At 68.2% G+C, this 25,358-nt stretch carries 28 protein-coding genes; 12 read left to right on the forward strand and 16 right to left on the reverse strand.

Translation table 11 applies throughout. The features are described from left to right. The first annotated feature begins 3 nt into the window (after positions 1–3). On the forward strand, positions 4–669 hold the full coding sequence (locus K6T84_RS15860; protein WP_225401087.1) for a YoaK family protein: 666 nt from the start codon (positions 4–6) through the stop codon (positions 667–669). Here the strand turns inward: K6T84_RS15860 and K6T84_RS15865 are convergent. From K6T84_RS15865 to K6T84_RS15910, 10 genes are all read right to left on the reverse strand, one after another. After that, a complete protein-coding gene (locus K6T84_RS15865; RefSeq protein ID WP_225401088.1) occupies positions 660–1,448 on the reverse strand; it encodes an RsiV family protein in 789 nt (262 codons plus the stop codon). The genes K6T84_RS15860 and K6T84_RS15865 overlap by 10 nt on opposite strands. 10 nt (positions 1,449–1,458) lie before the next feature. Beyond that, positions 1,459–1,998 carry an Rv1363c family protein gene (locus K6T84_RS15870; RefSeq protein WP_224865621.1) on the reverse strand — a complete coding sequence of 180 codons (540 nt, stop codon included), beginning with the start codon at positions 1,996–1,998 and terminating at the stop codon, positions 1,459–1,461. An 81-nt stretch (positions 1,999–2,079) separates the two neighbouring features. Beyond that, positions 2,080–3,330 carry an MlaD family protein gene (locus K6T84_RS15875; protein ID WP_225401089.1) on the reverse strand — a complete coding sequence of 417 codons (1,251 nt, stop codon included), beginning with the start codon at positions 3,328–3,330 and terminating at the stop codon, positions 2,080–2,082. Further along, on the reverse strand, positions 3,327–4,577 hold the full coding sequence (locus K6T84_RS15880) for an MCE family protein (RefSeq protein ID WP_224863993.1): 1,251 nt from the start codon (positions 4,575–4,577) through the stop codon (positions 3,327–3,329). The genes K6T84_RS15875 and K6T84_RS15880 overlap by 4 nt, the downstream gene beginning before the upstream one ends. Before the next feature lie 2 nt (positions 4,578–4,579). Continuing rightward, the gene (locus K6T84_RS15885; protein ID WP_225401090.1) at positions 4,580–5,707 is read right to left on the reverse strand and encodes an MCE family protein; all 1,128 of its coding nucleotides are present in this window, start codon (positions 5,705–5,707) and stop codon (positions 4,580–4,582) included. Further along, entirely contained in the window at positions 5,704–6,753 is a 1,050-nt protein-coding gene (locus tag K6T84_RS15890) for an MCE family protein (RefSeq protein ID WP_225401091.1), read from the reverse strand. Before K6T84_RS15890 ends, K6T84_RS15885 begins: the two co-directional genes overlap by 4 nt. Beyond that, positions 6,746–7,837 carry an MlaD family protein gene (locus K6T84_RS15895; protein WP_224863996.1) on the reverse strand — a complete coding sequence of 364 codons (1,092 nt, stop codon included), beginning with the start codon at positions 7,835–7,837 and terminating at the stop codon, positions 6,746–6,748. Before K6T84_RS15895 ends, K6T84_RS15890 begins: the two co-directional genes overlap by 8 nt. Further along, complete coding sequence (locus tag K6T84_RS15900) at positions 7,834–9,423, reverse strand: MlaD family protein (protein ID WP_224863997.1); 1,590 nt, start codon at positions 9,421–9,423, stop codon at positions 7,834–7,836. The genes K6T84_RS15895 and K6T84_RS15900 overlap by 4 nt, the downstream gene beginning before the upstream one ends. Before the next feature lies 1 nt (position 9,424). Continuing rightward, a complete protein-coding gene (locus K6T84_RS15905) occupies positions 9,425–10,282 on the reverse strand; it encodes an ABC transporter permease (RefSeq protein ID WP_224863998.1) in 858 nt (285 codons plus the stop codon). Positions 10,283–10,285: 3 nt separating this feature from the next. Continuing rightward, positions 10,286–11,149 carry an MlaE family ABC transporter permease gene (locus tag K6T84_RS15910; RefSeq protein WP_225401092.1) on the reverse strand — a complete coding sequence of 288 codons (864 nt, stop codon included), beginning with the start codon at positions 11,147–11,149 and terminating at the stop codon, positions 10,286–10,288. A gap of 311 nt (positions 11,150–11,460) precedes the next feature. Between K6T84_RS15910 and K6T84_RS15915 the strand changes: the two genes are divergently transcribed. Continuing rightward, positions 11,461–11,979 (forward strand): hypothetical protein, encoded by a 519-nt coding sequence (locus K6T84_RS15915; RefSeq protein WP_224865622.1) that lies wholly within the window; start codon positions 11,461–11,463, stop codon positions 11,977–11,979. Between the two features lie 36 nt (positions 11,980–12,015). Then, positions 12,016–12,609: an Rv1363c family protein gene (locus K6T84_RS15920; protein WP_224864000.1), complete on the forward strand. Its 594-nt coding sequence runs from the start codon at positions 12,016–12,018 to the stop codon at positions 12,607–12,609. A gap of 13 nt (positions 12,610–12,622) precedes the next feature. Here K6T84_RS15920 and K6T84_RS15925 read toward each other — a convergent pair whose 3' ends face one another. From K6T84_RS15925 to K6T84_RS15940, 4 genes are all read right to left on the reverse strand, one after another. Beyond that, positions 12,623–13,711, reverse strand: coding sequence for a phosphodiester glycosidase family protein (locus K6T84_RS15925; protein ID WP_224864001.1), 1,089 nt, complete (start codon positions 13,709–13,711; stop codon positions 12,623–12,625). A gap of 113 nt (positions 13,712–13,824) precedes the next feature. Further along, positions 13,825–14,547 carry a pirin family protein gene (locus K6T84_RS15930; protein ID WP_225401093.1) on the reverse strand — a complete coding sequence of 241 codons (723 nt, stop codon included), beginning with the start codon at positions 14,545–14,547 and terminating at the stop codon, positions 13,825–13,827. Between the two features lie 19 nt (positions 14,548–14,566). Beyond that, positions 14,567–15,691, reverse strand: coding sequence for an NDMA-dependent alcohol dehydrogenase (locus tag K6T84_RS15935; protein WP_224864002.1), 1,125 nt, complete (start codon positions 15,689–15,691; stop codon positions 14,567–14,569). 68 nt (positions 15,692–15,759) lie between these two features. Next, complete coding sequence (locus K6T84_RS15940; RefSeq protein WP_225401094.1) at positions 15,760–16,503, reverse strand: glucose 1-dehydrogenase; 744 nt, start codon at positions 16,501–16,503, stop codon at positions 15,760–15,762. Positions 16,504–16,551: 48 nt separating this feature from the next. On the opposite strand from K6T84_RS15940, the gene K6T84_RS15945 reads away from it, so the two are divergent. The 4 genes from K6T84_RS15945 (at position 16,552) to K6T84_RS15960 (ending at position 19,066) form a co-directional block, all read left to right on the forward strand. Continuing rightward, positions 16,552–17,391, forward strand: a complete 840-nt coding sequence (locus K6T84_RS15945) for an alpha/beta hydrolase (protein ID WP_224864004.1) — start codon at positions 16,552–16,554, stop codon at positions 17,389–17,391. A gap of 45 nt (positions 17,392–17,436) precedes the next feature. After that, positions 17,437–18,189, forward strand: a complete 753-nt coding sequence (locus K6T84_RS15950; RefSeq protein ID WP_225401095.1) for a DUF2786 domain-containing protein — start codon at positions 17,437–17,439, stop codon at positions 18,187–18,189. 11 nt (positions 18,190–18,200) lie between these two features. Further along, positions 18,201–18,710, forward strand: coding sequence for a TIGR04338 family metallohydrolase (locus tag K6T84_RS15955; protein ID WP_225402093.1), 510 nt, complete (start codon positions 18,201–18,203; stop codon positions 18,708–18,710). Positions 18,711–18,805: 95 nt separating this feature from the next. Beyond that, entirely contained in the window at positions 18,806–19,066 is a 261-nt protein-coding gene (locus tag K6T84_RS15960) for a hypothetical protein (protein ID WP_225401096.1), read from the forward strand. A gap of 39 nt (positions 19,067–19,105) precedes the next feature. Here the strand turns inward: K6T84_RS15960 and mymT are convergent, their stop codons facing one another. Then, on the reverse strand, positions 19,106–19,255 hold the full coding sequence (gene mymT, locus K6T84_RS15965) for a copper-binding metallothionein MymT (protein ID WP_225401097.1): 150 nt from the start codon (positions 19,253–19,255) through the stop codon (positions 19,106–19,108). A 115-nt stretch (positions 19,256–19,370) separates the two neighbouring features. Here mymT and K6T84_RS15970 point away from each other — a divergent pair, with 115 nt between their 5' ends. After that, positions 19,371–20,027 (forward strand): O-methyltransferase, encoded by a 657-nt coding sequence (locus K6T84_RS15970; protein WP_225401098.1) that lies wholly within the window; start codon positions 19,371–19,373, stop codon positions 20,025–20,027. Positions 20,028–20,102: 75 nt separating this feature from the next. Here K6T84_RS15970 and ilvD read toward each other — a convergent pair whose 3' ends face one another. Then, a complete protein-coding gene (gene ilvD, locus K6T84_RS15975; RefSeq protein WP_224864010.1) occupies positions 20,103–21,812 on the reverse strand; it encodes a dihydroxy-acid dehydratase in 1,710 nt (569 codons plus the stop codon). A 77-nt stretch (positions 21,813–21,889) separates the two neighbouring features. Here ilvD and K6T84_RS15980 point away from each other — a divergent pair, with 77 nt between their 5' ends. From K6T84_RS15980 to K6T84_RS15995, 4 genes are all read left to right on the forward strand, one after another. Beyond that, positions 21,890–22,462 (forward strand): DUF305 domain-containing protein, encoded by a 573-nt coding sequence (locus K6T84_RS15980; protein WP_224864011.1) that lies wholly within the window; start codon positions 21,890–21,892, stop codon positions 22,460–22,462. After that, positions 22,459–22,752 (forward strand): copper-sensing transcriptional repressor RicR, encoded by a 294-nt coding sequence (gene ricR / locus K6T84_RS15985; RefSeq protein ID WP_224864012.1) that lies wholly within the window; start codon positions 22,459–22,461, stop codon positions 22,750–22,752. The genes K6T84_RS15980 and ricR overlap by 4 nt, the downstream gene beginning before the upstream one ends. A gap of 79 nt (positions 22,753–22,831) precedes the next feature. Next, on the forward strand, positions 22,832–24,043 hold the full coding sequence (locus tag K6T84_RS15990) for an MFS transporter (protein WP_224864013.1): 1,212 nt from the start codon (positions 22,832–22,834) through the stop codon (positions 24,041–24,043). A 160-nt stretch (positions 24,044–24,203) separates the two neighbouring features. Further along, positions 24,204–25,352 carry a L,D-transpeptidase gene (locus K6T84_RS15995; RefSeq protein ID WP_224864014.1) on the forward strand — a complete coding sequence of 383 codons (1,149 nt, stop codon included), beginning with the start codon at positions 24,204–24,206 and terminating at the stop codon, positions 25,350–25,352. Positions 25,353–25,358 lie beyond the last annotated feature (6 nt).

Below are 25,358 nucleotides of genomic sequence, written 5' to 3' on the forward strand. Positions count from 1 at the left end.
AACGTGGTCGTTACCTCGCCGATCTCGCACCGGCGGACCGTGTTGGCACTGCTGCTGTTGACCTTTGCGACCGGTTTGGTGGATGCGATCAGCGTCCTGCTGCTCGGCCGGGTGTTCGTGGCGAACATGACTGGTAACGCGATCTTCCTGGGCTTCGTCTTCGTCCCCGGTACCGGATTCGACCTGGCCGGCGCGGCGGTCGCGGTGTGCGGGTTCCTGGCCGGGGTGATCCTCGGCGGGCGACTGGTGCGTCGCTTCGGGCACCGGCCCCGGATGTGGGTCACCACGGCATTGGGCGTCGAGGTGGTGCTGTTGCTGGTGCTGGCGGGTCTAGCCGGAGCAGGGGTGCTGCGCTACGCCGACGCCACCAGGGGGATTCTGACCGCGGGGCTGGCGGTGGCGTTCGGCCTGCAGAATTCCACGGCACGCCAGTTCGGCGTCCAGGAGCTCTACACCACCGTGCTCACCTCGACGATCGTCGGGATCGGCGTGGACAGTCGGCTGGCCGGTGGCACCGGGCAGCGGGCGAAGCTGCGTTACAGCGTGGTCGCGACGATGATCGCCGGCGCCGTCGTCGGCGCCACCCTGACCCGGTACTTCGTGGCGCCGATCATCGCCGTGGCGGCCGCGCTGGTCACCGCAAGCCTGCTGCTGTTCCGTCACGGCTGAGAACCGCCGTACTCGGGGCGCAGGATGGAACTCAACGCGCTCAGTGGGATATGCGCCTGCACGTTGCCGCCGTCCATGTTCCACTGCATCTGGTTGTACTGGATCGGGCTGTCGTGGCCGACCGGGTAGTCGGGCATGTACAGAATCAGCTCATCAGGCGTCAGCGCCCAGGACCGGTAGCCGCCGGAGTAGACCTTGTCCGGGGTGAACCGCTCCGCCACGAACGGGTAGTCGCCGGGCCGGTGCTCCCAGAACGCCCGGTCGAGGGCCTCGGTGATGTAGGGCGCGCCGAGCTGCGGGATCATCGCATACGGGTCCGTGCCGGGCTTGGTGATGTCGGTCAGTTGCAACTGCCGCCCGGCGGCCATATCGAAGGTGAAGGTGCGGTAGGCGTTGTTGATGTACGGGCCGTCGGAGTGGTAGTCCTCGTGGAACACCGTGGTCAACGCGTTGCCGTGCTGGAAGATCTCGAAGTTCTCGTTGCCCCAGCTGTCGGCGACCATCGAGGCGCCCTTGATCCGCCAATTGGTGAACAGCTTCGAGAGGTAGTCCCGGATCGGCGGGCCGGCCACCGGGTGATCCACCAGGTCGCCCGGCACCGCCATCCGAATGTAGCGGGTGGCAAGGCGTTCCGATCGCACATCGGTGCTGCAGTACTGCCCGTCCCAGCCGCCGCCCAGCCCACCGCAGAACGACTGCGCCGAAGCGCCGGCCGCCGGTGCCGATGACAACGAACACGTCGCGACGAGTACGCCCACTACCAACCGGGTCGCCCACATAGCTTCCCTCCTAGGGCAATTCGACTTTGCTCGCCAGCCACCGGCCGTCGACCTTCTGCATGGTCATCTTCATCCGGCTTCGGTCCACTCGCGGGTCGGGGCGGGTGGTGTTGGTGACGGTCTGATCCACCATCAGCAGTACGACCACGGTATCGATGGACTCCGACTGCACTGCGGACTGGACGACCTTGCCCTGCGCTGACGCCTTGTTGTCAATCAGCAGTTGTCGCAACTGCACGCTGGCCTTGGTGTAGGTCTCCTTGAAGTTCCCGGTCGCGCCGTTGAGCACCGTGGCGAAGTCGTCGTCGACGCGGTTGGAGTCGATACTGGTCAGTGCCTCGGCATAGTCGACGGCGGCACGCTGGCCCGCAGCGGCAGCCGATGTGAGCCGATGTTGTTGCCACAGAGGCCATCCCAGCCCGGCGACCAAGCCGAACACCGCCAGGTAGGCGGCGGCCACCGCGACAGTGCGTCGCGGGATCCGGCGCCGCTGAGGCGGCACCGCCGCCGCCTCGGGCTCGGCGGCCGTGGCGTCGACGGTCTCTTCGATCGCCTCGGTCGCCTCGGCCGCGGTCTCGGCCGCGGGTTCGGTGGTCGGTTCGTCTGCGGTGCTCACCGGGGGTCTCCTTGTTCAGCGCGGGGGGTCGATCAGCAGCGGCGGGCCGCCGTAGTAGGTGGGAATCGTGTAGCGGCCCTTGGGGGTCGGGTCGGTGGTCGCCGCCAGGTCCGCTCCCGGCGGCGGGCCCGCCGTGTCGTCGCCCGGCGGGCGCGGCGCATTGGCGGCACCGCGCACCAGCACCGACTGGTCGGTGTCGCGGCAGTAGCCGTACAGGAACGGTTCGGGGAAGTCCGCCCCCGACGGCGGTCGCCGCGGCGTCCCGTAGTCGCAGGTGTACCGGGGGTAGATGTCGCCGATCGCCCACAACCCCTTCTCCCGGAACGTCGTTCCCAAGGCCTCCAACATCGAGCCGCGGTAATTGGGGAACAGCGCGTTCAACGCCGGCGTGCGGATGTAGAAGAGCTGGGCGACGGTGGCCAGGTTGCCCAGCAGGCCGACCATGGTGTCGGAGTTGTCGTCGAACAGGCCGTCGACCGCCGACAGCATCCCGGGTGCCTGGTCGACCAGTTGCCGGTAGCCGCCGATCATCGGATTTATGCCGCGCAGCACCTTGTCCAGGTTGGCCGACGTGGCGGCCACACCGTTGTTGACGTCGCTGAGCATGGTCAGCACCACCCGGCTCGACTTGAGCAGCGTAACCGTCTGCGGCAGAACCGAATCCAGGGTGGACAGCAGGAACGCGCCGCCGTCGACGATGTCGGTGAGCTTGCGCGGGCCGTCGTCGGACAGGCTGAGCTCGGCCTTGATGATCTCCAGCTTGCGCGGGTCGGTCTGGGCCAGCATGCCGTCGGCGTCGGCGAGCAACTGCGACAACGGAATCGGGGTGCTCGCCTGGTCCTGTGAAACAACACTGCCGCCGGACAGATACGGGCCGCTGCCCGACGACGGCTCGAAGTCGATGTATTGCTCACCGGCCGCCGACAGGCCGGACACCCGTACCTTGCTGGCGGCCGGGATGTGCACGGTCGAGTCGATGTTGGCGACGGCTTGCACGCCGGAGCCGGTGATCTGCAGCGACTCGATGCGGCCCACCGGGACGCCGCGCACCGAGACGTCCTGATTGGCCAGCAGGCCGCCGGAGTCGGGCAGGGCGATGGTGATCTGATAGGTGGACCGCGCCGGGTTCACCCGCAGCGCCCCCACCAACAGGTACGCCGTCGACAGCACCAGGGTCAGTGTCAGGGCGATCCCCGACAGCAGGTTCTTACGCCGGTAGCCGGCCCGCACCAGCGCGACGATTCCCCGACTGAGCGACTCGATCACGGTGTCGGCCCCGGTGCGTGTGGGGCAGCCTCCCGGGCGGCCTGTTCGGCGGCGTCCTGCTCGCCGGGATTCGGCGGTATCGGCGGCCCGATCGCCGTCCATGGGTTCTGCCCCATGTCGGAGTCCGGGCCGCGGCCCACCACCCGTTCCTGCAGCCGCCACAGCGCGTACTTGATCGAGCCCGCCAGCTTCGCCCAGTCGTAGCGTTTCGGGCCGTGGAACGTCGGGTCGCCCTTGAACCCGGCGTCGGGCATCGATCCCCAGACCAGCCGGTCGAGGCTGACGTGCACCGACACCCCGGCTCCCGGCATCGACTTGATCAGCGGTGCCATCAGCTTGTTCAGGGCGTACAGGCTGGTGTCGGGGTCGGTCGCGACGTCGTTCCAGGATGCGGCGATGGTGTTGGCGTCCTTGATGAAACTGTGCCCGGAGTCGTCGGTTCCGGCGATCGACGGGAACCGGGCCAGCTGCCGGCTGGTCGCGCCGACCTCCTCGACCAGGTCGGCGAGCCGGCTGGTGTTGTCCACCAGGGTCTCGGTCGCCGGCCCGGCGGCGGTCAGCACGTCGGTCAGCGCCGCGCTGCGGGAGTCGAGCCGATCCGCCAGATCACTGGTCTGGCGCAGTGCGGACTCGATCTCCCCGGAGCGGGCGTTGAGCTTGGTCAGCAGTTCGGTGGACTGGTTGATCAGCTTTCCGAACGCCTGGCCCTGGTCGCCGGTGGCCTTGCCCGCGCCGTTGACGATGTTGGTGAAGTTCTGCACCGCGCCGCCGTTGACCAGCAGCGCCGCCGAACTCAGCACCGATTCCACGGTGGCGGCCGACGCGGTGGAGTCCAGCCCGATGGTGTCACCGCCCTTGAGCATCGGGGCCGACGGGTCGACGTGGGCGGGCGGTTTGATCGCGACGAACACGTCGCCGAGCGGGGTCGCCGAACGCAGTTCTGCGGTGCTGCCCACCGGAATCCGGGCGCCGTCCATGATCCGCAGCGTGGTGACCGCGGTGTAGTTGCGCGCCACCATGGATTCCATCTGCCCGATGTCGGCACCGGAGAGCTTGACCTTGGCGTGGCCGGGCAGGTTCAGCGCGTTGGCGAACACCGCGGTCAACAGGTAGCCGCCACTGCCGATTCCGGGCGCCGGAAGAGGCAGGCTGCCCAGCCCACTGGTGCCGCAACCGGCCACGGAGCAGCCGATCACCACGCCTGACAGCGCCACCAGCAAGCGGCGGGGAACTCGAAGGCCGGCCATGGCTACTGTCCCATCATCGACAGGCCGTCGAGCACGTAGGTCAGGCCGAAGTCCGGACCGTAGTCCGCCAGAGTGCCGGTGCCGCAGCCTAATTGCCGTAGATGCATCATGTTGCACATCTCCTTGGTGCCCTGGCTGTCGATCAGGATCTTGTCGACCAGGGCGTGAACGCGCACCGTACCGTTGTTGGAGTCGATCGCGTTGTAGACGTTATCCAGGGTCATCGGCAGCAGGTCGATGAGTTCGGCCAGGTCGCGCTGCTTCTCGACCAGGGTGGTCGCCGCCCGGTCGCCGTTGAGCACGCTCTGCTTGAGGTTGTCCCGGTTGGCCTGCAGCAGTGCGGTCGCCTGGGTGACGATCTCGTTGAACTTGTGCCCGGTGCTTCCGGTGCCCAGGTCCTCGTCGGCCAGCATCTGGCTGAGCCGGCGTGTGGTGGAACCGAATTGGCGCAACTTGGCGTCATTGCGGGCGGCCGCGTCCATCAGCGAGCTGAGGTTGGTGATGATCGAGGTCAGCTGGTTGGCGGTCGTCTCGCCGCGTTCGGAGCTCAGCTGCAGCGCCCGGGACAGCTCGCCGAGCGCGGACTTGATCTTTTCACCGTTGCCGTCGGCGATGCCGGCGCCGGCGTTGATCACATCGGCCACCGGGCCGTTGCCCTTGCCGTCGCCGCCGAGCGACTTCGACACCTTGTCGAGCATGTCCAGGACCCGGTCGAAGGCGACCGGGGTGCGGGTTCGGTTGAGTCCGATGGTGGTGTGGTCGGCCAGTAGCGGCCCGCCGGTATAGGCCGGGGTCAGTTCGATCTGGCGCGCGGTGAGGATCGAGGTGTTGATGGTGACCGCCTGCACGTCGGCGGGGATCTTCACGCCGCGGTCGACGGTGAACTCTGCCTCGACGTACTCGCCCTTCGGAGTGATCTTGCGGATCTTGCCCACCGGCATGCCGAGCACCGCGACCACATTATCCTCGTAAAGTCCTGCAGCACTGTCGAATTGGGCGGTGACCGTGATGGCCCGCCCGAACGGGTTCAGGTAGTAGCCGGCCACTGCGACGGCGACCACCGCCGCGGCGAGCAGCGCGGTCACCAGCGCCGCCGTCCGGCGCCGGCCCGGCTGCGCCGGCGCGCTCACTTGCAGTCCTTGAAGTACTCGATCATGTTGAACTGCTTGGCGCGCCCGCTGATCGCACACATCCACGAGTCGACCGCGATCCCGTTGCCGACATAGAACTCGACCGCCGGGCTGTACCCGGTGGCGTTGGTCAGTCCGCGCAGCGGCGGCGGCGCGGACTGGATCAGGCTGCGCAGCATGTCGTCGTGCTGGCCGACCATGTCGGTCAGTGCTCGCAGGTTGGCCAGCATGTCGTCGAGCATCGAGCGGTCCTTGATCACCACGTTGTTCAGGTTGCCCACCAGGTTGGTCAGCGCCGCCAGCATGGCGTGAAAGGTGTTCTGCCGGGCCACCAGTTCACCGATGAAGTCCTGGCCCTGATCGACCAGGTTGCCCAGCTGGGTCTGCTGATTGCGCAGTGTGGTGGCCACCCGTTGGGTGTTGGCCAGCAGCGTCCCGAGCTGGTCGCGCCGGTCGGCGGTGATCTTGGCCAGCGTGTGCAGGTTGGTCATGGCCTGCGGGATGATCGGCGGCAGCCCGCTGAGCTGCTGGCCGAGCACCGCCAGGGACTTCCCGAACTGGTCGGAGTCGACCTGGTCGAACGTGGTGGTGGCGTCCTCCAGCAACGACTGGAGGTCATAGGGAACCTGGGTGTGCGACAACGTGATTCGCTTGCCGGGAATCGAGCCCGGGCCGTCGGGCTCGAGCTTCAAGTAGCGCGAGCCCAGGATCGTCATCACCTGGATGGTGGCCCGGGTGTCCTTGCCCATGCCGATGTCGCTGCGCACCGACAGGCCGGCTTCGACGCGGTCGCCGGCCAGCCGCATCTTGGTCACCCGGCCCACCTCGATGCCGGCGATCACGATCGGATTGCCGGGAGCCAGCGCGGCGGCCTGGGCGAACTCCGCGGTGTAGCGGGTGTAGCCGAAACCGGCCAGCTTCACCAGCAGCGCCGCAGCGACCACGACCCCGACCACCGCCAGGGCCACGAACCCGATCCAGGTGGTGTTGTAGGACTCCAGCGGCCGGTGACGCCACCGGCCCAAAAACTTCGGCGCGCTAGCCATTGACGGTGTTCCTGCATCGCGGGGTGTGCCAGGCCTGGTTGGCCATGGTTATCGGGCGGGCGTTCCCGGGCGTGGCGGCATTGACGATGATCGTGGTGATGTCGTTGAGGCCGGGGAAGAATCCCGTCACGTTCAGGTCGCAGACGTAGGCGGCGCCGTAGGCGCCCTCACCGAACGGCCGGGCCAGGCCCTTGAGCAGCAGTGGCAGGTTGGCGCCGGTGAACGCCAACTGCGGCTCGATCCCGGCCATGTGCTTGCTGAAGCCGGGCTCCCGGTTGATCATCTCCTCCAGCGACGGGACGACCTCGTCGGCGATCGTCGACAGCCGCCGGGTCACCTGGGCCAGCGAGCCCACCGAGGACTGCAGGGCGGGGCGCCGCGAATCGAGGTCGGCGACCGCGAGCCGAGCCTGGGTCAGGGCGTGGTCGAGCTGATCGTTCTGCCCGGCGACGGTGCCGGTGAGCCGGTTCAGGCTGGTGATCAGGTCACCGAGCATCTCGTCGCGTCCGGCCAGCGTGGCCGTCAGCGTCGAGGACTGGGCCACCAGGTCGGTGATCGAGGCCTGGTCGCCCTGCAGTGACTGCAGCACACCGCGGGTCAGGTCGTCGGCCTGTTTGGGGTTCAGCAGCGACATCAGCGGTTTGAAGCCGTTGAGCAGCAGCCCGACGTCGAACGACGGCTCGGTGTGCTCGACGCTCAGCACGCTGCCCTTGGGCAGCAATCGTTCCTGCTCGGGGCCCCCCTGCCCTGCGCCCAGTGACAGCCCGAGGTACCGCTGCCCGATGATGTTCTGATACGTCACCGAGGCGACGGTGTTGGTGAACAGCTTCTGGTCGCTCTGGACGATGAACGAGACCTTGGCGAGCTTGCCGTCGAGTGCGACCTTCTCGACCCGGCCCACCCGGACCCCGGCCATCCGAACGTCGTCGCCCTCGCGCAGCCCGTACGCATCGGTGAACACCGCCGCATACGGCGTCGTCGCGCCGGCCACATCCCGGCGCAGCGTGGCGTAGACCAGCCAGGTCAGCACCATCGAGATGACCATGAAAAGGGACAGGCCGATCAGCGGGCCGCGGAATCTCACTTGTGGCCCCCCTTTCCGGCGGCGGCGAAGGACACCGCGGTGCCGCGCGCCACCGGGCCCAGCAGCAGTTGGGTGGCCACCGACGCCGGTTCACGCTGCCCGGTGATCAGGCCGAGCTGGTTGCGTTCGGTCTGGCTGCCGACCGGTCCGACGTTGCCGCCGTAGGACGCCGGTGCCGCGGGGCCCGCGGGTGCCACCGGGGCGGCCGGCTGCCACTCCGGGGCGTGCGGCTGCGACGGGATGGGCGGCTCGGGCGGTGGCGGCGGGCCGAGGTCCAGCGGGTCGGCGGTGCTGGGGATCTGCGGGGCCGGGCCGGTCCACCACGGCAGCGGCGGGTTGGTGTCCTCGAGGCTGGGGTTGGGTCGCAACAGCGGCGGCCCGACCGCACGCAGGTTCCCGTCGGGCCCGATCTCGGTGCCCGCCGGCGGTTCCAGCCCGGCCGGGAACTTGTAGTTCTGCGGCAGCATGTTCTCGGGCAGCTCGGAGCGCACCTCGATCATCGGCGCGGTGAAGCAGCTCGGTCCCTTCAGCTCGCCGTAGCGCGGGCAGTCCGCCCGGGTGTAGGTGTGCTGCGGGGTGAACGAGATGCTGGTCCGCATGTTGTTGGAGATCAGGTCGGGGTTGTAGACCTCTTCGAAGAACTTGTCCGACAACCGGTTGACCCGGGTGAAGATCGGTACGAACTTGTCGGCGTTGTTGGCGAGCACCCCCAGTACCGGGGTGAGGTCGTGAGTGATCGCGATGAGCTGGTCGATGTGGTTGTCGAAAGCCTGGCGGGCTACGCCAACGGTGTGCTGACCCCCGCCGACCAGTGACTTCAGCTCGGCGCGCTTCTGGGCGAAGGCGCGCATCGGTTCGACGGCCTGGTGCAGCGCGTCGACAAGATCCGGCGCGGTGGCCTGCAGGCCACCGGTGGCGTCGAGCAGTGCCGAGACCGTCGACGGCCCGGGTTCGGTGGCGACGATCCCGTTGAGCTGGTCGAGGATCTTGGACATGTGCGCGCCGGTCTGGAGCAGCTTGACCCGGCGGTTGTCGGTGGCCGCGCCGACGGCCGCCAGCAGGCCCAGGCTGTGGTCTTCACGGCTGCGGCCGGTCGCGGCGAGGATGTCGCGCAGCTTGGACACGGTGGTCTGGAAGATCACCGTGGACAGATCGCCGTTCTCGGCGATGTGACTGCCGGTGCGGATCGTGGTCCCGGTAGCGCCCCCGGAGTCGACGAGCTGAATCGAGGACACAGCGAAGACGTTCGAGGGCACCACCCGGGCGGTCACCGAGCCGGGGATGTCCTTGGCGTACTCCGGCTTGAGATTGATGTGCACGTAGTTGGGCTTGCCGTAGGCCGCCGGGATCACGTCGGTGACGCTGCCGACCAGCAGGCCGTGGTACTTGACGTCGGACTGGGCGGGCAGCCCGTCGCCGACGTTGATCAGGTCGGCCACCACCCGGACGTAGGAGTTGAGCGCGCCGGTGGACTTGGCGAGCAGGCCCGCGGTGGCGATCGCGATCACCGTCAGCACCGCGATACCCGCACCGAGCAGTTGGCGTTCGGTGGGGCCGCGGCCGTCGAGATCCAGTGAATTGGGCACGTCAGCCACCGAACCTGGCGCCGGCGTCGATGCTCCACAGCGCCATGGTCAGCAGCATGTTGACCATGATCACGATGGTGATGGAGGCCCGCATGGCGCGCCCGGCGGCCACCCCGACACCCTCCGGGCCGCCGGCGGCATAGAAGCCGTAGTAACACTGCACGGTGGAGGCCAGCCAGACGAACACCACGCACTTGATCACCGAGTAGACGATGTCGGTGCCGGACAGCATCATCGTGAAGTAGTGCTGGTAGGGCCCGATGGAGCCGCCGCTGATCACACCGGTGACCACCTGACAGGTCAGGTAGGTGATGGCCAGGCAGGCCACATACAGCGGGATCACCGCGATGGTCGCGGCCAGCAGCCGGGTGGTGACCAGATACGGAATCGGCTTGATCGCAATGGATTCCAGGGCGTCGATCTCCTCGGCGATGCGCATGGCGCCCAACTGCGCGGTGAACCGGCAGCCGGCCTGCATGGCGAACGCCAACGACGCCATGATCGGCGCCAGCTCGCGGGTGTTGACCAGTGAGGAGATGATGCCGGTGGCCGGGCCGAGCCCGAGCAGGTTCAGGAAGTTATAGCCCTCGATGGCCACCAGCGCGCCCGCGGTGAACCCGAGCACCACGGCCACCCCGGCGGTGCCCCCGCCGACCACGATCGAGCCGTTGCCCCAGGCGATGTCGGACAGCAGCCGCAGGAACTCCTTGCGGTAATGCCGCAGCACGGTCGGGAGTCCGGCGGCGGCGCGGCCGAAGAACACCAGCATGTGCCCGAGCCGGACGGTGGGTTCGGAGATCAGCCGGTAGGCGCGCAGCAGCGGGCGCACGATGAGCGGGACGTAGGGGGAGGCCGTCATGTCCTACAGGCCCGTCCGCGGGTACAGCACGTTGTAGAGCTCGCTGATGCCGACGTTGACGATCATCAGGACCAGGATCGACTCGACCACCGAGGCGTTCACCGAGTTGGCCACCCCGGCCGGCCCGCCGCGGGTGGACAGGCCCTTCTGGCAGGAGACCACCGCCACGATCGCGCCGTAGATCACGGCCTTGATCAACGCCACGATCATGTCGCCGGTGGTGGCGAAGGAGGAGAAGGTCGCCACGAAGCTGCCCGGCGCACCCTTCTGGAAGTAGACGTTGAACAGATAGCTGGCCAGGAATCCGACGAAGCAGGTGATACCGGTCAGGGCGACACCGATCATGATGGCCGCACCGAAGCGCGGGACCACCAGTCGCCGGATCACCGAAACGCCCATCACCTCCATGGCGTCGGTCTCCTCGCGCATGGTGCGCGAGCCCAGGTCGGCGGTGATCGCCGAACCGACCGCGGCGGCCATCAGCATGGCCGCCACCAGCGAGGCGGCCTGGCGGATGACGGCCAGGCCGGCCGCCGCACCGGCCAGCGAGGTGGCGCCCACCTGATTGGCCAGCAGCGCGAACTGGATAGACAGCGTCACCCCGATGGGCAGCAGCGCCACCAGGATGGTCGGCAGCACCGCGGTGTTGGCCATGAACGCGCTCTGCCGAACGAACTCACCCCACTGGAACCGGCCGCCGAACAGGTCGGCGAAGAAGTACTGCACGGTGCGCACCGCCAGCACGCACTGCTCGCCGACGGTGGTCAGCGACGCCAGCGGGTGGCGTTTGGTATAGCCGGTGGTCCAGTCCTCGATGGCGGCCAGGCCGTCGAGGCCGGGGGAGTCCAGCTCATCGTGGGTGGTCATCGGTCACCGACCCTCGGCCTGACCAGGGCCGGCGTAGCCGAGCGCGTCGCGGGCCGAGGATCCATGGCGGACATGCTAGCCAGCGTTCTTACTGCGGGGTAAGAAACAACGATTCCCGGGCCCCCTCCATCCGGCCAATGATGTCGGACACGATGCCGTGCCACAGTGCTTCCGGCAACATGACTGGGGTTATGGCGGGTTACCGTTCAGTAGAACTGAATTCGTGGATTTCGGCGCTGTGAATCGTCGCCGATGGCGATACTCGACCCGTGCGTCAATGGTGGGCGGTTGCCCGTGGTGTGGTCGTCGGGATGGCGGCCGCCGCCGCGCTGGTGCCGGCCTCGGCTGACCCGGGTTTCACCCCGGGGCCCACCGACTGGTCGCCGCACATGGATTTCTGGCCGTACAACACCTTCACCTACCAGGTCACCCCCGAGATGATCGGCGGCATGTCGGACTCCTGCCAATGGTTCGACGCGCGATTCGATCCGCTGATGGGCCAGATCAACGACTTCAACCGCAACCTCGCTGACCGTCATGACGTCTACGCCGGCGTGCAGTCGCAGGCCGATGGGGTGGTCGCCGGCATCGACCGGGCGACCGGGTTCCTGGCACCGCGCCTGCAGCCGCTGACCATCCGCAACACTCCGGATAACTACGGCCCGTATTCGCCGATCTACGGCGGCGAACAGTTGACCGGCGTGCTGTTTCAGCTGTCCCGGATCGCCGACAGTATCCGGAACAAACAGCCGGCGGGATTCACCCGTCCCCACATCGATTCGGCCGCCGGCTGGGGTGCCGCACTGCGGAACTCCGGGGCCTGCACCTGAGCGCGGGCCGCCACGGCGTGAGGTAGGTTCTCTCAGATGTCGGAGGAGACGGATTCGGTCGGCGAGGACACCGTCGCGGCCGTCGAGCCCGAATCCGAGCCCGTCGCCGAGGAATCCATCGAGGTATCCACCGATGAAGCTCGTCCGGCCCGATCCCGCCGGCTACCTCGGCGGTGGATCGCCGCGGCGGTGCTGGCACTGGGCCTGATCGGGGCCGGTTATGAGGGCTGGCTGCTGTACGACCACCATCAGCGGACGGTGGCGGCCGCGCAGGCGCTCGACGCCGCCGAGCGGTATACGCTGAGGCTGACCGGGGTGGACCCGGCCTCCATCGACAAGAACTTCGCCGAGGTGATCGACGGCGCCACCGGCGAATTCAAGGACATGTACTCGGCGTCGGCCGAGCAACTGCGCCAGCTGCTGATCGAGAACAAGGCGACCGCGCACGGCACCGTCATCGACTCGGCGGTGAAGTCCGCGACCAAGAACAAGGTCGAGGTGCTGCTGTTCGTCGACCAGTCGGTGAGCAACAAGGCGTCGCCGCAGGCCAAGATCGACCGCAGCCGCATCGTCATGACCATGGAGAAGGTGAACGGCCGCTGGCTGGCCGCCAAGGTCGACATGCCCTGAACGAGGTCAACTCTTAGTTGAACGCCAACCAGCTGGGCAGGGCGCGCTCGTGGGCGTCGCACAGCACCTGGGCGTGGTCGCAGGATCCGCGCGGCGTACCGGCACCGGTCCACATGCCGCCGGCGTCACGGCGCAGCACGACCGCGGACGACGTGCCGCCGTCGAGCAGGACGGCGTGGTCGCTGCCCAGACCTCGGAACAGGTCCTGCATGTTGTCGGGTGTGTAGCTGCCGCCCTGAAAGATGTACATCTCGTCTTTGGCCCGCGAATAGCCCAACGCCGTGCGTGCCGCGCTCGGCCCGCCGTCGTTGAGCTGCCCGGTGACCCCCGGGGCCAGCAAGCCCAGCCCGCTCACCGCGACGAACCGCTCCCCGCGTTCCACCAGTCCGGTGATCGTCGGTCCGGCCGCGTCGTAGTCTCCGCCGTCGCGGCCGCCGCGCGGCCACAACACATACGGTGCACCTCGCGTCGGCAGGATCATCGTGGTCAGCGTCGACCAATGCTCGTTGCCGCCGGACAGTCCCTGCTTGCCGGCGTAGGGGATGGTGCCGGTGACCGCAATGTTGGCCCGGCCGTTGCCGCGGGTGTTGTCGACATAGGTACCCAGCGGGGAACTGCAATTGGTGGTCCGCCAGGATCCGCCCCGCTGGCCGCGGATGTCGAAGAAGTTGGCGTTGATCGCCACCGTCGGCCGGCCCAGTATCTGCCAGGCCTGCAGCGGCGCATACACCTCGGACGCCTGAATCAGCCCGTCTCCGGTCCGGGCCCGCGGATCGCGTTCGCAGCGGCTCTGAGAACCACTGTGACTGTCGACCAGTAGGTGCGGCTCGATGCGCTGCGAGGCCGCCTTGAGGACCACCAGGTGCCCACCGCTGGACATCTCATACCAGTCGCCGGCGGCATTGAGCATCGGTGTCGGATGCCCGCCGCCGAAGTTGTACACCAGGTAGGAGCCCGGGGTGCGGGCGATCGCGGCGGCCAACTGGTCTTGGGCGGCACCCCGCGCGGTCGGTTGGCCGGGGCCGAACGCCAGGGTTGCGCAGAGCAGCACAGCGCTGCAGCAGGCCGCCGTGCGGCGCGCGAAAGCCACTGGAGTCCACATTGATCGTCCCTTCGGGCTCCGGACTGGGAGACAGCAACCTCCAACGTTAATCACAGAAACCTCAGAGGCAACGGGCGTGATCGGACTGTGCCGGATCGGTGGCGGATCGGTGATCAGCCGCGCAGGCCGGTGTCCATCGCCCAGACCAGCACCTCGGCCGGCTGCGATGCGGTGATCCGGTGACCGCCGCCGCCGGTGAAGCGCACGGCGTCGCCGGTGGCCAGCGCGCCGGAGCCCTCCAACTCGACTTGACCGGCAGCGACGAACAGGTGCGCAAACGGTGCGTCGGGCAACTCGACGCTGCCGCCGGGCTGCAGCCTGGCGACATAGAGGGTGGCGCCGGCGTTGCCGATGCTGATCGCGGCGCCGGGATCGTTGCCGGAGGCGACGGGAACCAGGGTGCCGCCGGTCAGTGCCGCGCCGATCTCCTGCTGCTGATAGCCCGGGGTGCGGCCCGGTGCGTCCGGCATGATCCACATCTGGATGAAATGCACCGGCTCGCTGAGGGATTCGTTGCACTCGGAATGCAGGATGCCGGTGCCGGCCGACATCCGCTGTGCCAGCCCGGGATGAATCACCCCGGTGTTGCCGATCGAATCGGCATGGCTCAGCGCGCCCGAGAGAACCCAGGTGACGATCTCGGCGTCGCGGTGGGGGTGGGTATCAAACCCGGCAGCCGGTGCCACGACGTCGTCGTTGTTGACCAGCAGCAGCCCGTGGTGGGTGTTGTCCGGGTCGTAGTAGTCGTTGAACGAGAACGAATGTCGTGACTCGAGCCAGGGCGCCCGGGTGATCGCCCGGTCGGTGGCCCGGCGTACGTCGAGCAGGCCCGTCATAGCCTCCCAGGCTAGCCCTCTACCAGTCCGACTCGTCGTAGGTGATGACGCCGCGGATGTTCTTGCCGTCGATCATGTCCTGGTAGCCGGTGTTGATGTCCTCGAGCTTGTAAGTCGTGGTGATCATCTCGTCGACCTTGAGCAGCCCGGACTTGTACAGGCCCACCAGTCGCGGTGTCTCGATGTGCGAGCTACCGCCGCCGAAGATGTTGCCCTTCAATGTCTTCTGCAACATGGTGAACAGGAACAGGTTCAGCTTCACGTCGGCGTCGACCATCGAGCCCATACCGGTGACCACGCAGGTGCCGGTCTTGGCGGTCAGTGTCAGCGCCTCTTCGATGTACTCGCCCTTCATGTCGCCGACGGCGATGATCACCTTGTCGGCCATCAGGCCCCAGGTCTCCTCCATGACCGGCATGAGCGCTTCGGCCATGGACGGGTAGACGTGCGTGGCGCCGAACTTGACGGCCTGATCGCGCTTGAAGGCCACCGGGTCGATCGCGATGACGCGCCGCGCCCCGGAGAGCACCGCGCCCTGCAGGGCGCTCATGCCGATGCCGCCGACGCCGACGATGATCACCGTCTCGCCGGGCTTGACCTCGGCGACGTTGGTGGCCGAACCGAAGCCGGTCGGCACCGCGCAGCCCATGATCGCCGCAGTCTGCAGCGGCACGTCCTTGTCGATCTTGACCACCGAGTCCTGGTGCACGGTCACGTACGGCGCGAACGTGCCGAGCAGGTTCATCGCGGAGACCTCGTGGGATCCGGCGTGGATCCGGTTGGTGCCGTCGGCGATGGCCTTGCCGCCCAGCAGCACCGCGCCGCGGTCACACAGCGAGCGGAAGCCCTTCATACACGGCGGACAGTTGCCGCAGGCCGGGATGAAGGCCATGACGACATGGTCGCCCTCTTGAAGGCCGGTCACATTCTTGCCGACCTTGGTGATGACCCCGGCGCCCTCGTGGCCGCCCAGTGCCGGCAGGCCCATCGGGGTGGCCCCGGTGGTCAGGTGGTAGTCCGAGTGGCACATGCCCGCGGCATGCATCTGCACCTGGACTTCGCCGTCGACCGGATCGCCCAGCTCGATCTCGTCGACCCGCCACGGCTGGTTCAGCTCCCACAACAATGCGCCCTTGGTCTTCATGACCGGCCATCATAGAACACGTTCCAGAAAGCGTCTCGATCGGTACGTTGAGCAGCGAAAACAAGGCCCTAGCCGGTCTTGTGGGGAATGCCCACCGACAGGCCCCCGTCGATGACCAGGTCGGACCCGGTCATATACGAGGACTCGTCGGAGGCCAGGAAGACCACCGCGGTGGAGACCTCGGCGGACTTGGCGCCGCGGCCCAGCGGAATCTGCAGGGAGTCGTCGGGGATGGCGATCGTCATCCGGGTGCGGATCAAGCCGGGCAGCACGCTGTTGACCCGGATGTTGTGCGGCGCCAGTTCCACGGCGGCGGTCTTGGCCAGGCCGCGCACCCCCCACTTCGACGCGACGTAGCCGTACAGGCCGGCGGTTCCGCGCATGCCCTCCACCGACGAGATGTTGATGATGGAGCCCCCGCCGGCGGCCTTCATCGGTGCCACGGCGGCGTGCATGCCCAGCATGGTGCCGGTGAGGTTGACGTCGAGGACCTGTTGCCAGCCCGCGAGGTCGAAGTTCTCCAGGGCGTTGTACTTGGCGATCCCGGCGTTGTTCACCAGCACGTTGAGCGCGCCGAACGCCTCGGTCGCGACGGTGACGGCGTCCTGCCACTGCTCGGGCCGGGTCACGTCGAGCCGGACGAACCGTGCGGTGTCGGTGCCCAGTTCGTCGGCCAGTTTGGTGCCCTCCTCATCGAGGATGTCGCCGATCACCACCTTGGCGCCTTCAGCGGCCAGCGCCCGCACATGGGCGGCGCCCATGCCCCTCGCACCGCCGCTGATCAGCGCAACCTTGCCTTCGACTCGTCCCATGGCTGGCGACGCTACCTGGGTGGCGTCACCGCCCGTTACGCTGCCCTGATGGCCACCACCCGCACCGAGCGAACCTTCGACGGTGAGCGCGGGGTACGCATCGTCTACGACACCTGGACGCCCCAGGCGCCGGCGCGTGCCGTGGTGGTGCTCTCGCACGGTTTCGGTGAGCACGCCCGCCGCTACGACCACGTCGCGGCGCGTTTCGGTGAGGCCGGCCTGGTGACCTACGCGCTGGATCACCGCGGCCACGGGCGCTCTGGCGGCAAGCGGGTGCTGTGCAGGGATATGGCGGACTACACCGGCGACTTCCACACCCTCGCCGGAATCGCCGCCCGCGAGCATCCGGGTCTGCCGCGGGTGGTGCTCGGGCACAGCATGGGCGGGGCGATCGTGTTCAGCTACGGCGTCGACCGCCCCGACGACTACCAGCTGATGGTGCTGTCGGGACCGGCGGTGGACATGACCGACACGGTGTCGCCGTTGCTGGCGTTCGTGGCCAAGGCGCTCGGCGCCGTGCTCCCCGGCCTGCCGGCGCAAAAGCTCGACAGCAACCTGGTGTCCCGCGATCCCGCGGTGGTGGCCGCCTACAACGCCGACCCGCTGGTGCACCACGGGATGGTGCCCGCCGGGGTGGGCCGGGCGCTGATCAAGGTCGCCGAGACCATGCCGGCCCGGGCGGCGGCGCTGACCGCGCCGCTGCTGGTGATCCACGGCGCCGACGACGGGCTGGTACCCGCCTCGGGCAGCCAACACCTGGTGGGCTGCGTCGGTTCCGATGACGTGCGGCTGACTGTGTACCCGGGGCTTTTCCACGAGGTGTTCAACGAGCCCGAGCGTGCGCAGGTGCTCGACGACGTGGTGGGCTGGATCGACGCGCGCCTGTGAATCGGTGTCGGCGCGCTGTCTGCGGGTGTGGTTAGCGTTGCCGTCATGAGCACCGACGACAAGATGCTGGCACGGATCGCCGCGCTGTTGCGCCAGGCCGAGGGCACCGACAACACGCATGAGGCCGACGCGTTCATGGCGGCCGCGCAGCGGCTGGCCACCGCGACCTCCATCGACCTGGCGGTGGCCCGGGCGCACTCCGCGACCCGGACGGCCGCGACCGCCCCGGTACAGCGCACCATCACCATAGGAGCGACCGGCGCCCGGGGGTTGCGCACCTACGTGCAGCTGTTCGTGGGGATCGCCGCGGCCAACGACGTGCGCTGCGACGTGGCGTCGAACTCCACCTTCGTCTACGCCTACGGCTTCGCCGAGGACATCGACGCAACCCACGCCCTCTATGCCGGCCTGGTGGTGCAGATGGTCCGGGCCTCGGACGCCTACATCGCGACCGGAGCACACCGGCCCACTCCGACCATCACCGCCCGGTTGAACTTTCACCTGGCGTTCGGTGCCCGGGTCGGTCAGCGGTTGGCCGAGGCGCGTGATGAGACCCGCAAGAGCGCCGAGGCGGACCGCAGCCGGCCGGTGGGGACTGCCATTGCGTTGCGCAACAAGGAGATCGAATTGCGCGACTACTATCGCGGCGCGTCGAAGGCGCGCGGTACCTGGCGGGCGAACCGGGCCTCGGCGGGATATTCGTCGGCGGCGCGGCAGGCCGGGGACCGGGCCGGCCGGCGGGCCCGGCTCGGTGACGCCACCGAGCTGTCGGGGGCGCGGTCCGCGCTGGAACGTTGAGCACCGGAACGTTGAGCGAAGGCGACGCCGGGCGTGATGTCCAGCGCGCCAAGGTCTACGCCGCCGAGGCTTTCGTACGGACCCTGTTCGACCGCGCCGCCGAACGGGGGTCGGCTGACATCGATTTCTTCGGCACCCGGTTGACGCTGCCGCCGGAGGCCCGATTCGCGTCGGTGGCCGCGGTGGGGCGCTACGTCGACGACGTGCTGGCGCTGGGTCCGGTGCGCGACCGGTGGCCGGACGCGACGGCGCTGATGGTCCGTGCGCGCCGGGGTGCGACGGCCGCGCACTACGAAAAGGTCGGCGAGGCAGGCATTATCGCGGTTCCCGAGCAGCGGCACGGGAGCTGGGCGCTGCGGGAACTGGTGGTGCTGCACGAGATGGCGCACCACCTGTGTGACGCTCGACCGCCGCACGGCCCGGAGTTCGTCGCGACGTTCTGCGAGCTGGCCGAGCTGGTGATGGGCCCGGAGTCGGGGTATGTGCTGCGGGTGGTGTTCGCCAATGAAGGCGTGAAGTGAAAGTGGAAAGGGTGAGTGCGAGTCCAGCGTTCGAAACAGCCAGCCCCGCAGCGTTTTTAGGAGAAGACGAGTTCATCCAGTGTGCGGAGTCGTCCGTGCGTTCGCTCGTCGCGGTCCACCTCCAGGGAGCTTGGCATCGCCAAGACGCACGGGGCAACAAGGAGGGCGTCGATGCGCAGTTCTCCGTCGACACGGAGAAACTCGCCTGGCCAGTCGATGAGTCTGTCGGCGAAATCGACTATCCGCAGCTCTTTGCCTCTCCGGTGCGGACAGTCGTCGATGTGCTGCGTGCCGCGACCGATGTGCTGGCGCTCTGTGCCGGTGGCCTGCCGACGGGACTGGACGGTCCCGGGTGACGCACAACCGCTGAGGCTGTGCGCCACCGGCGCCATTCGTCAGCTGTTGACGACGGTCAGTTCGTCGCCGCAGGTGCAGCGGTAGGCCGCACCGGCGCCGTCGCAGTGGCACGGGGCCTCGATGCGGACCCGGCATCCACAACCGCTGTGGCCGCAGGTCAGTACGGTTCCCGCTTCGTAGTTCGTCATGTTTCGCACCTTTCTTCTTCTGATCCCCGGCCGGTCCGGGTGAGCCCGACTATATACCCCCTACGGGTATGGGGTAAAGGGCAAGATCTGCTGGGGCGGGGTTACTCTCGGTGGCGTGAATGAGAAGCCAACGCCCCGCGCCGTCGATGCTCTGCTGGACCACCTCGTAACCGGCGACGATCCGGTGCTGCAGGCGGCGCTGGACGCCAGCGATGCCGCCGGACTGCCCGCCATCGCGGTCTCAGTTCAACAGGGCAAGTTCCTGAACCTGTTGGCCACCGCTGCCGAGGCCCGCCGCATCCTTGAGATCGGAACCCTGGGGGGCTACAGCACGATCTGGCTGGCTCGTGCCGTGGGACCCGACGGCGCGGTGGTGACGTGTGAGTACGAGCCCCGCCACGCCGAGGTGGCCCGGGCCAACCTGGACCGGGCCGGCGTCGGCGACCGGGTGCAGGTGCTGGTCGGCCCGGCGCTGGACACCCTGGCCGCACTGAGCGGTGCGCCGTTCGACCTGGTGTTCATCGACGCCGACAAGAAGAACAACGCGGCCTACGTCGAATGGGCGGTGCGGTTGGGCCGACCGGGCACGGTGATCGTGGTGGACAACGTGATTCGCGACGGGGCGATCCTGACCCCGGACGGCGACGACGACCTGCGCGGCACCCGCCGCTGCCTGGAGTTGCTCGGTGAGCACCCGCGTCTTCAGGCCGCCGCGATCCAGACCGTCGGCGTCAAGGGCTGGGACGGCTTCGCTATGGCCGTCGTCGTCTGACCGCGAGCGTGCACATCGGTACGCGACACGCCGATCGAACGCGTGCAAATGTGCACGCTCGCGGGGTGGGAGAGGTCAGCCGCAGACGGCGCCGGTGGCCGCCGAACCCACCAGCTTGCGGTACTTGGCCAACACACCGGTGGTGTAACGCGGTGGCGGGGGAGTGAAACCCTGTGCGCGGGATACGAACTCGTCCGGATCCACCAAGACATCCAGGGTTGCATTCGCGACGTCGAGGCGGATCCTGTCGCCGTCACGCAGGAAGGCCACCGGCCCGCCGTCCACCGCCTCGGGGGCGATGTGGCCGACGCACAGCCCGGTGGTGCCACCGGAGAAGCGGCCGTCGGTGAGCAGCAGCACATCCTTGCCCAACCCGGCACCCTTGATGGCGCCGGTGATGGCCAGCATCTCGCGCATCCCCGGCCCGCCCTTGGGGCCCTCGTAGCGGATCACCACGGCGTCGCCGGCGCTGATCGTGCCATCTTCGAGTGCATCCAGCGCCGCCCGCTCGCCGTCGAAAACCCTTGCGGTTCCCTCGAACACGTCGCTGTCGAAGCCGGCTGATTTGACCACCGCGCCCTCCGGGGCCAGCGATCCGTGCAGGATCGTGATGCCACCGGTCGGGTGGATCGGGTTGGTCAGCGCATGTAGCACCTTGCCATCCACCACCGGGGGGTTGAGCTCGGCGATGTTCTCCGCCATGGTCTTTCCGGTGACGGTCAGGCAGTCGCCGTGCAGCAGACCTGCTTCGAGCAGGGTCTTGAGCATGACCGGTACCCCGCCGATCTTGTCGATGTCATACATCACGTGCGCACCGAACGGCTTGACGTCCGCCAGGTGCGGAACCTTCGCCCCGACCCGGGAGAAGTCGGCCAGGGTCAGGTCCACCTGCGCCTCGCGGGCGATCGCCAACAGGTGCAGCACTGCGTTGGTGGACCCGCCGAACGCCATCACCACCGCGATCGCGTTCTCGAACGCCTCCTTGGTCAAGATGTCGCGGGCGGTGATCCCGCGGCGCAACAGCTCCACCACGGCGGCGCCACTGGCCTTGGCGTACCCGTCGCGGCGCCGGTCGATCGCCGGCGGGGAGGCACTGCCCGGCAGCGACATGCCCAGTGCCTCGGCGGCACTGGCCATGGTGTTGGCGGTGTACATGCCCCCGCAGGCGCCCTCGCCGGGGCAGATCGCCCGCTCGATGATGTCGACGTCCTCGCGCGACATCAGTCCGCGCGAACACGCCCCGACCGCCTCGAACGCGTCGATGATCGTCACCTCGCGCTCGGTGCCGTCGGACAGCTGTGCGTAGCCCGGCATGGTGGAGCCCGCGTAGAGGAAGACCGAGGCCAGATCCAGCCGCGCGGCGGCCATCAGCATCCCGGGCAGCGATTTGTCGCAGCCGGCCAGCAGGACCGAGCCGTCGAGTCGTTCGGCGCACATCACCGTCTCGACGCTGTCGGCGATCACTTCGCGGCTCACCAGCGAGAAGTGCATGCCCTCGTGGCCCATCGAGATGCCGTCGGAGACCGAGATGGTGCCGAACTCCAGCGGGTAGCCACCGGCCGCCAGGACACCTTCCTTGGCGGCTTTGGCCAACCGGTCCAGCGAGAGGTTGCACGGGGTGATCTCGTTCCACGACGAGGCCACTCCGATCTGCGGCTTGGCGAAGTCCTCGTCGCCCATGCCGACCGCGCGCAGCATCCCGCGCGCGGCGGTCTTCTCGAGGCCGTCGGTGACGTCACGACTGCGCGGTTTGATGTCGACGGAGGCTGAGGGCTCGCGATTCACCCGCTAAGTATGCCGGTCGGCCCTTACCGGGCAAAACGAATTAAATACCCCGAGGGGGTATGGGCTAAGCTGGGTGAATGAGATCAGCCCTCACGGTCGTCGCCGCGGCCGCCATCAGCGTCGCCGCCGGCGGGTGCCACCACGCGGCCACCCCGGCACCCGATGCGTCTACCAGCGCGGTGGGAATCACCACCGGCAGTCCCGCCGACGTGACCTTTCTGGAGAACATGGTGGTCCACCACCAGCAGGCCCTGCAGCTGTTGGCGTTGGTGCCGGCCGGCAGCACCAACCAGGCACTGGTGTCGTTCGCCGAGCAGAACGCCGCGCAACAGCAGACCGAACTGCAGGGCTGCCAGGCGCAACTGTTGCAGTGGGAGGTCCCCGGCGGCCGTTCCGTTCGAGACCCCGCCGCCGACATTCCCGGAATGGTGGACAAGGCCACCGTGGACAAGCTGCACGACCTGCACGGGCCGGCGTTCGACACGCTGTGGCTGCAGTCGATGATCGCTCACCACCGTGGCGCGATCACCATGGCGCAGAATGAGATCCAAAACGGCGAGAGCGCCGAGGCGATCAGCATCGCGCAGTCGCTGGTGCCGTTTCAGCAATCCCAGATCACCCAGATGAACCAACTGTTGGGGGCGTCATGACCACCGAGGCTCCGGGCTACTCCCCGCGCAAGGACAACTACGCCAAACGGCTGCGCCGCATCGAGGGCCAGGTGCGTGGAATCGCCAAGATGATCGAGGATGACAAGTACTGCATCGACGTTCTCACCCAGATCAGCGCGGCCAACAGTGCGCTGCGGTCAGTGGCGCTGAACCTGCTCGACGAGCATCTGGGGCACTGCGTCACCGGGGCGGTGGCCGCCGGCGGTGACGAGGCCGACGCGAAACTCGCCGAAGCCTCCGCCGCTATCGCGAGGCTGGTTCGTTCCTGACCCGGTCGCCGTTACCATGTGATCCAGCAGTTACCGGGAGCGCAACGCGCCACACACCACTCGACGCTGCTCCCACACGATGACTGTCGAAACCGGAAAAACCCGCACCGGGCCCTGGACGCCGCGGACCACGGCCCAGTTGGCGATCCTGGCCGCGGCCGCTTTCATCTACGCCACCGCAGAAATCCTGCCGGTCGGCGCGCTGCCCGCGATCTCGCAGGGCCTGGATGTCAGCGAGGCGCTGGTCGGAACCCTGCTGGCCTGGTATGCGGTGGTCGCGGCGGTGACGACGATTCCGTTGGTGCGCTGGACCGCGCAGTGGCCGCGCCGCCGGGTCCTGTTGCTCACCCTGGTCTGTCTGACCGTGTCACAGGTGATCTCGGCGTTGGCGCCGACGTTCCCCGTGCTGGCCGCCGGCCGGGCACTGTGCGCGGTCACCCACGGCCTGATGTGGTCGGTGCTGGCCCCGATCGCCACCCGGCTGGTGCCACCCAGTCATTCCGGGCGGGCCACCACCGCGATCTACGTGGGCACCAGCCTTGCCTTGGTGGTCGGTATCCCGTTGACCTCGGCGATGAGCCTGCTGTGGGGCTGGCGGCTGGCGGTCGTGGTGATCACCGTGGCGGCGGCCGTCGTTACCGTGGCCGCACGGTTCGCGCTGCCCGCGCTGGTGCTCACCGACCACCAACTGACCCTGGTCGGGCGCCACCACTATCGAAACCTGCGGCTGCTGGGCGTCAGCGCGGTCATGCTGATCGCCGTCACGGGCCACTTCATCTCCTACACCTTCATCGCGGTGATCATCGAAGACGTGGTCGGGGTCCCGGGGGCAAGGCTGGCCTGGTTGCTGGCCGCGTTCGGCGCAGCCGGGCTGATTGCGATGCCGATGCTGGCCGGGCCGCTGGACCACCGGCCCAAGGCCGTCACCGGCAGCTGCATGGCCGCATTGTCGACGGCTTTCGTGGTGCTGGCCGCTCTGGCCATCGGAGGGCACCACGCGACCGCGACGACGCTGGTCGGGGCGGCGGCGATCGTGCTGTGGGGCGCGATGGCGATGGCGGTCTCGCCGATGCTGCAGTCGGCGGCCATGCGTACCGCGCCGGATGACCCCGACGGCGCGTCGGGGCTGTATGTGACGGCCTTTCAGGTCGGGATCACCGGGGGATCACTGGCGGGTGGGTTGCTGTTCGAAGTGGCGGGAACCTCGGCGATGCTGACCGCGTCGGCGGTGCTGGTCGGTCTCGCGGCGGCCGGGATCGCGGCCAGCAAACGGCTGTTCGTCGTTCCCTGAGACGCCTGGCGCAGTGGCCTTCGCCACTTCGCTCGCGGCTGAAACAGCAGCTCAACAGCATGTGACTTCTAATTTCGCGGTGTCGGGCAGCTCCTTCAGGAGTTAGCTGAGCGTCGTCTTGTGCCACACTTGGATGAAGCTTGTGACCGGAGGTATGTCAATGTCGGGATGGAAGTTCGCGGGCGTCGGCGCCTGGCTCAGTGCCGCTGGACTGATCGCGGGGTTCACGTTCGGCTGCGGAACCGCGCTGGCCGACCCGCCGCAACAGCCCGGCGACCCGACGGCGGTGGATGCCGCCCCGCCCGCATCGCCGGCCCAACTGGACGTGCCGCAGCCTCCGGCAGACCCGGTCGCGGCACCTGCCGACCCCGCCGTGGCGCCCCCGGCGATCGAGCCCGCGCCGCCGGTCGACCTCGTGCCGCCGGCGCAACCGGCGGTGGCCGAACCCGCGCCGGGAGTGCCCGACCCCGCGACGGGAGTGCCCGACCCCGCGACGGGAGTGGTCGACCCCGCGACGGCAGTGCCGGGCCAGCCGGCGACTGTTCCCGCAGCGGCGTCCGGTCCGGTCGTCGGGCAGAACCCGGAGCCGTTCACGGGCACCGCACCGTTCCTGCCGCCGAGCTTCAACCCGCTCAACGGGTCGATGGTGGGCGTCGCCAAGCCGATCATCATCAACTTCCAGCGGCCGATCGCCGACAAGGCCATGGCTGAGCAGGCCATCCACATCTCGTCGAACCCGCCGGTTTCAGGAAAGTTCTACTGGATGACCCCCAGCCAGGTGCGCTGGCGTCCGTTCAACTTCTGGCCGGCCAACACCGTCGTCAACATCGACGCGGCCGGAACCAAGTCGAGCTTCCGCACCGGTGACGCGCTGGTGGCCACCGCCGACGACAAGACCCACCAGATGACGATCACCCGCGACGGCAAGGTCGAGAAGACCTTCCCGATGTCGATGGGGATGACCGCCGGCGGGCACGAAACCCCCAACGGCACCTACTACGTGCTGGAGAAGATGCCCACCGTGGTGATGGACTCCTCCACCTACGGGGTGCCGGTGAACTCCAGCTGGGGCTACAAACTCACCGTGCAGGACGCGGTCCGCATCGACAACAGCGGTGGCTTCGTGCACAGCGCCCCGTGGTCGGTGAACGACCAGGGCAAGCGCAACGTCAGCCACGGCTGCATCAACCTGAGCCCGGCCAACGCCAAGTGGTTCTTCGACAACTTCGGCAGCGGCGACCCGGTCGTGGTGAAGAACTCCGTCGGCACCCACAACAAGAACGACGGCTCCCAAGACTGGCAGATGTAGCGCCGC

Origin of the sequence: Mycobacterium zoologicum, assembly GCF_020181635.2 — a bacterium.
Lineage (GTDB): Bacteria > Actinomycetota > Actinomycetes > Mycobacteriales > Mycobacteriaceae > Mycobacterium > Mycobacterium zoologicum.